This is a genomic window from Citrobacter sp. T1.2D-1, from assembly GCF_950098555.1.
GTDB lineage: Bacteria > Pseudomonadota > Gammaproteobacteria > Enterobacterales > Enterobacteriaceae > Citrobacter_A > Citrobacter_A telavivensis.
In genome coordinates this window covers 467232-473262 of record NZ_CATNHH010000012.1, presented here as the reverse complement: position 1 = coordinate 473262, position 6031 = coordinate 467232, and the positions used below count along the sequence as shown (strand labels likewise).

3 protein-coding genes, 2 tRNA genes and 2 rRNA genes are annotated in these 6031 nt (G+C 52.1%); 2 read left to right on the top strand and 5 right to left on the bottom strand.

Annotation, left to right across the window (positions count from 1 at the left end; all coding sequences use genetic code 11):
- The 4 genes from QQZ17_RS13630 to QQZ17_RS13615 all read right to left on the bottom strand — a co-directional run.
- A 23S ribosomal RNA gene (locus QQZ17_RS13630) occupies nt 1–163 on the bottom strand; the annotation flags it as partial.
- Nucleotides 164–342: 179 nt separating this feature from the next.
- Nucleotides 343–418, bottom strand: a tRNA-Ala gene (locus QQZ17_RS13625).
- Nucleotides 419–524: 106 nt separating this feature from the next.
- A tRNA-Ile gene (locus QQZ17_RS13620) sits at nt 525–601 on the bottom strand.
- A 70-nt stretch (nt 602–671) separates the two neighbouring features.
- Nucleotides 672–2213: ribosomal RNA gene (locus QQZ17_RS13615) — 16S ribosomal RNA — on the bottom strand.
- Between the two features lie 709 nt (nt 2214–2922).
- On the opposite strand from QQZ17_RS13615, the gene QQZ17_RS13610 reads away from it, so the two are divergent.
- Complete coding sequence (locus QQZ17_RS13610) at nt 2923–3642, top strand: FadR/GntR family transcriptional regulator (protein ID WP_152400869.1); 720 nt, start codon at nt 2923–2925, stop codon at nt 3640–3642.
- Nucleotides 3639–5066: a multidrug transporter subunit MdtD gene (mdtD, locus tag QQZ17_RS13605; protein ID WP_152400867.1), complete on the top strand. Its 1428-nt coding sequence runs from the start codon at nt 3639–3641 to the stop codon at nt 5064–5066. The genes QQZ17_RS13610 and mdtD overlap by 4 nt, the downstream gene beginning before the upstream one ends.
- Here the strand turns inward: mdtD and rbsR are convergent.
- Nucleotides 5032–6030, bottom strand: coding sequence for a ribose operon transcriptional repressor RbsR (rbsR, locus tag QQZ17_RS13600; RefSeq protein ID WP_152400865.1), 999 nt, complete (start codon nt 6028–6030; stop codon nt 5032–5034). The genes mdtD and rbsR overlap by 35 nt on opposite strands.
- Between the last annotated feature and the right edge of the window lies 1 nt (nt 6031).

The following is a 6031-nucleotide window of genomic DNA, read 5'->3' as shown; positions in this document are numbered from 1 at the left end:
TATTCACTTAACGATAGTGCAACGAATTGCACTGGGTTTCCCCATTCGGACATCGCCGGCTATAACGGTTCATATCACCTTACCGACGCTTTTCGCAGATTAGCACGTCCTTCATCGCCTCTGACTGCCAGGGCATCCACCGTGTACGCTTAGTCGCTTAACCTCACAACCCGAAGATGTTTCGTAAAACACCGTCAGTGTTGCGAAAATTTGAGAGACTCGAACACACATTGACTGTGTGTCGTTTCAATTTTCAGCTTGATCCAGATTTTTAAAGAGCAAAACTTCGCAGTGAACCTTTTCAGGTACACTCTGAAGTTTTCTTGGGTTTTGCAGTAAATATGGTGGAGCTATGCGGGATCGAACCGCAGACCTCCTGCGTGCAAAGCAGGCGCTCTCCCAGCTGAGCTATAGCCCCATCGTAGTTAATCTCATCAACCTTAATTCGTTCTGAGACAAGGCGTGGTAACGCGAAGCATACATCAGTATATGAGCGTTGCCGCAACGCAGTATCAGAAGGAATTTGGTAGGCCTGAGTGGACTTGAACCACCGACCTCACCCTTATCAGGGGTGCGCTCTAACCACCTGAGCTACAAGCCTGCAGAGATTTTTTACTGCTAATTTTCATCAGACAATCTGTGTGAGCACTACAAAGGCAGGTTCTTTAAGGTAAGGAGGTGATCCAACCGCAGGTTCCCCTACGGTTACCTTGTTACGACTTCACCCCAGTCATGAATCACAAAGTGGTAAGCGCCCTCCCGAAGGTTAAGCTACCTACTTCTTTTGCAACCCACTCCCATGGTGTGACGGGCGGTGTGTACAAGGCCCGGGAACGTATTCACCGTGGCATTCTGATCCACGATTACTAGCGATTCCGACTTCATGGAGTCGAGTTGCAGACTCCAATCCGGACTACGACATACTTTATGAGGTCCGCTTACTCTCGCGAGGTCGCTTCTCTTTGTATATGCCATTGTAGCACGTGTGTAGCCCTGGTCGTAAGGGCCATGATGACTTGACGTCATCCCCACCTTCCTCCAGTTTATCACTGGCAGTCTCCTTTGAGTTCCCGGCCGGACCGCTGGCAACAAAGGATAAGGGTTGCGCTCGTTGCGGGACTTAACCCAACATTTCACAACACGAGCTGACGACAGCCATGCAGCACCTGTCTCACAGTTCCCGAAGGCACCCTCGTATCTCTACAAGGTTCTGTGGATGTCAAGACCAGGTAAGGTTCTTCGCGTTGCATCGAATTAAACCACATGCTCCACCGCTTGTGCGGGCCCCCGTCAATTCATTTGAGTTTTAACCTTGCGGCCGTACTCCCCAGGCGGTCTATTTAACGCGTTAGCTCCGGAAGCCACTCCTCAGGGGAACAACCTCCAAATAGACATCGTTTACGGCGTGGACTACCAGGGTATCTAATCCTGTTTGCTCCCCACGCTTTCGCACCTGAGCGTCAGTCTTCGTCCAGGGGGCCGCCTTCGCCACCGGTATTCCTCCAGATCTCTACGCATTTCACCGCTACACCTGGAATTCTACCCCCCTCTACGAGACTCAAGCCTGCCAGTTTCGAATGCAGTTCCCAGGTTGAGCCCGGGGATTTCACATCCGACTTGACAGACCGCCTGCGTGCGCTTTACGCCCAGTAATTCCGATTAACGCTTGCACCCTCCGTATTACCGCGGCTGCTGGCACGGAGTTAGCCGGTGCTTCTTCTGCGGGTAACGTCAATTGCTGCGGTTATTAACCACAACACCTTCCTCCCCGCTGAAAGTACTTTACAACCCGAAGGCCTTCTTCATACACGCGGCATGGCTGCATCAGGCTTGCGCCCATTGTGCAATATTCCCCACTGCTGCCTCCCGTAGGAGTCTGGACCGTGTCTCAGTTCCAGTGTGGCTGGTCATCCTCTCAGACCAGCTAGGGATCGTCGCCTTGGTGAGCCGTTACCTCACCAACTAGCTAATCCCATCTGGGCACATCCGATGGCAAGAGGCCCGAAGGTCCCCCTCTTTGGTCTTGCGACGTTATGCGGTATTAGCTACCGTTTCCAGTAGTTATCCCCCTCCATCGGGCAGTTTCCCAGACATTACTCACCCGTCCGCCACTCGTCAGCAAAGCAGCAAGCTGCTTCCTGTTACCGTTCGACTTGCATGTGTTAGGCCTGCCGCCAGCGTTCAATCTGAGCCATGATCAAACTCTTCAATTTAAGTTTGATGCTCNCCCGAAGGTCCCCCTCTTTGGTCTTGCGACGTTATGCGGTATTAGCTACCGTTTCCAGTAGTTATCCCCCTCCATCGGGCAGTTTCCCAGACATTACTCACCCGTCCGCCACTCGTCAGCAAAGCAGCAAGCTGCTTCCTGTTACCGTTCGACTTGCATGTGTTAGGCCTGCCGCCAGCGTTCAATCTGAGCCATGATCAAACTCTTCAATTTAAGTTTGATGCTCGTAGAATTAAACTTCGTAATGAATTACGTGTTCACTCTTTGAGACTTGGTATTCATTTATTGTCCGAAGACATTAAGAATCCATGTCACTTTGAGTGCCCACACAGATTGTCTGATAAATTGTTAAAGAGCAGTGCCGCTTCGCTTTTTTCTCAGCGGCGCGGGGTGTGCATAATACGCTTTCCCGCTTCAGAGTCAAGCATTTATTTCGCTTTTCTCTGTGGGCGTTCATCTCTGAACCCCGCTGACCCGGCGGCTTGCGTGCCGTTGTTCCGTGTCAGTGGAGGCGCATTATAGGGAGTTATTTCAGGCTGACAAGGGGAAATTTAAAATAATTTTCCGAGTGCGTAATATTTATCCAAAACGGGTATTAACATGCCATAAAATAAGCGTTTTGCTGTTTTTGCAACCGCAATCACACTTCCTGGTGGCATACTAATGAGTAAGAAAAAGATAAAGGACAAAGCGTAATGTCTTTAAGCGCACAGCAGCTGGCTGCACAAAAAAACCTTTCCTATGTTCTGGCTGAGAAGCTCGCGCAGCAGATCCTCAAAGGTGAATATGCCCCTGGCACTATTCTCCCTGGCGAAATAGAACTGGGCGAACAGTTTGGTGTAAGCCGGACCGCCGTTCGGGAAGCAGTCAAAACATTAACTGCCAAAGGGATGGTGCTGCCGCGCCCTCGTATTGGCACCCGCGTGATGCCACAGGCAAACTGGAACTTCCTCGATCAGGAATTACTCACCTGGTGGATGACCGAAGAAAATTTTCAGCAGGTTATCGAACACTTTCTGGTGATGCGTATCAGCCTGGAGCCTCAGGCGTGCTCGCTGGCAGCGACAATTGGCACAGCGGAGCAAAAAGCACATCTGAATACATTAATGGAAGAGATGGTCGCGCTGAAAAAGAACTTTAAGCGCGAACGCTGGATTGAAGTGGATATGGCCTGGCATGAGCATATTTACGAAATGAGCGCGAACCCGTTCTTAACCTCTTTTGCTTCGTTGTTTCATTCTGTCTACCACACCTACTTTAATTCAATTACTTATAACACCGTTGTGAAGCTGGATTTGCATCAGGCCATTGTCGACGCCATTGCACAAAGCGACGGCGACGGTGCGTTTAAGGCTTGTCAGGCTCTGCTGATAGCCCCGAATGAACGTCCAGAAAACGACCAGGATTGTGCATGACCAACAAAAAAGCACGCAGTATGGCTGGATTGCCGTGGATAGCGGCAATGGCCTTCTTCATGCAAGCACTGGACGCCACCATCCTTAATACCGCTTTACCCGCTATCGCCCAGAGCCTCAATCGCTCCCCCCTGGCAATGCAGTCTGCGATTATCAGTTACACCCTGACGGTTGCTATGTTGATCCCAGTAAGTGGATGGCTGGCCGATCGCTTCGGCACCCGACGTGTATTCATGGTTGCCGTCAGCCTGTTTACGCTCGGTTCCCTCGCCTGCGCACTTTCGAGTACGCTACCGGAGCTGGTCCTTTTTCGCGTGATTCAGGGGATTGGTGGCGCAATGATGATGCCGGTTGCACGCCTGGCATTATTAAGAGCTTACCCGCGCAGCGAACTGCTGCCGGTGCTGAACTTTGTGACTATGCCTGGACTGGTCGGCCCCATCCTGGGTCCGGTACTGGGTGGCGTTCTGGTTACCTGGGCCAGCTGGCACTGGATTTTCCTGATCAATATTCCGATAGGCGTCGCCGGCATTCTGTATGCGCGCAAATATATGCCGAACTTCACTACCCCACGGCGCAAATTTGATATGACCGGCTTCTTTCTTTTTGGTCTGAGCCTGGTCCTCTTTTCCAGCGGGATGGAGTTGTTTGGCGAGAAAATTGTCGCCACCTGGATAGCGCTGACCATTATCCTGTTGAGCATTCTGTTACTGCTGGCTTATGTTCGTCACGCGCGACGCCACCCGACTCCGCTGATATCGCTGTCATTGTTTAAGACCCGCACCTTCTCTGTCGGTATTTCCGGCAACCTTGCTACCCGTCTTGGGACGGGATGTGTGCCGTTCCTGATGCCGCTGATGTTACAGGTGGGATTTGGCTTCCCGGCGCTGATTGCCGGTTGCATGATGGCGCCCACCGCACTGGGCTCAATACTGGCGAAATCGATGGTAACGCAAGTGCTGCGCCGTCTGGGTTATCGAACCACACTGGTGGGCATCACTGTCTTCATTGGGCTAATGATCGCGCAGTTCTCTCTGCAATCCCCCGCCATGCCCGTCTGGCTGTTAATTCTACCGTTGTTCATTCTGGGGATGGCGATGTCAACGCAATTCACCGCGATGAACACGATTACGCTGGCCGATCTGACTGATGACAACGCCAGCAGCGGCAACAGCGTACTGGCTGTTACGCAGCAGTTGTCCATCAGTTTAGGGGTGGCGATCAGCGCAGCGGTACTACGCATCTATGAAGGGATGGAGGGAACCAATACGGTCGAACAGTTCCACTACACCTTTATTACGATGGGCGCGATTACTGTCGTGTCAGCCCTGATGTTCATGTTGCTGAGAGCCAAAGATGGTCGCAACCTGATCAAAGAGCGACACAAGCCTACACCGAGCCCCGCGCCATCAGAACAGGAGTAAGTTGCAGACGCTGCTGTTGTAGGGCGGGTTGCGCCATACGATGAATCAGCACATCGATGGCCAATTCACCCAGTTCATCTTTTGGTTGATGAATGGTGGTAAGCGGCGGCGTCATGTAACGCGCCAGTTCTATGTCGTCGTAGCCAATCACCGCCATATCCTGCGGAATTCGCAATCCGGCCTGATACAACGCCTGATAAGCACCTACCGCCATCGCATCGTTGCCGGCAAAAACAGCGTGCGGACGAGGTTGATGAGAAAGCAGTTTCTGCATGGCCTCAAACCCACCGCCAAATTCAAAATCACCGGTAATTTCGTAACCGTCCGGGATAACCAGCCCGGCGCGCTTCATCGCAGCGCGATACCCTTCCAGACGCAACCGCGCAGGGGTTTTATCAAGCGGCCCGGTAATACAGGCGATGCGAGTAAAGCCTTTATCAATAAGATGCTGCGTAGCCAGGTCGCCACCGAGTAACGAGTTATCCTGAATAAGATCGCTATCCCCTTCACCATCAAAAGGCGACCAGTCCATCATAACGGTAGGGATTGAGGGGTAGCGCTGCATGATTTCACGCGACGGCTGGTGTGTTTCGGTACAGAGCAACAGTAAGCCGTCCACCCGCTTTTGCATCAGGGTTTCCAGATTACGGTTCATGCGCTGCTCATCGCCTTCGGTATTGCATAACACCAGGCTATAGCCGCGCTCAAAACAACTGCGCTCAACGCCACGCACCAGTTCGGAGTAAAAAGGGTTGGTACTCGCCGTGATCAGCATGCCGATGGTACGCGTCTGATTCAGCTTCAGGCTACGCGCCAGCGCAGAAGGCGCGTAATTTAATGACTTGATCGCTGCATCAACTTTTTCAGTTATCGCTTCACTGACAAAGCGATCCTTATTAATGACGTGCGAAACGGTCGAGGTGGAAACGCCCGCCAGGCGGGCAACATCCTTCATGGTAGCCAAG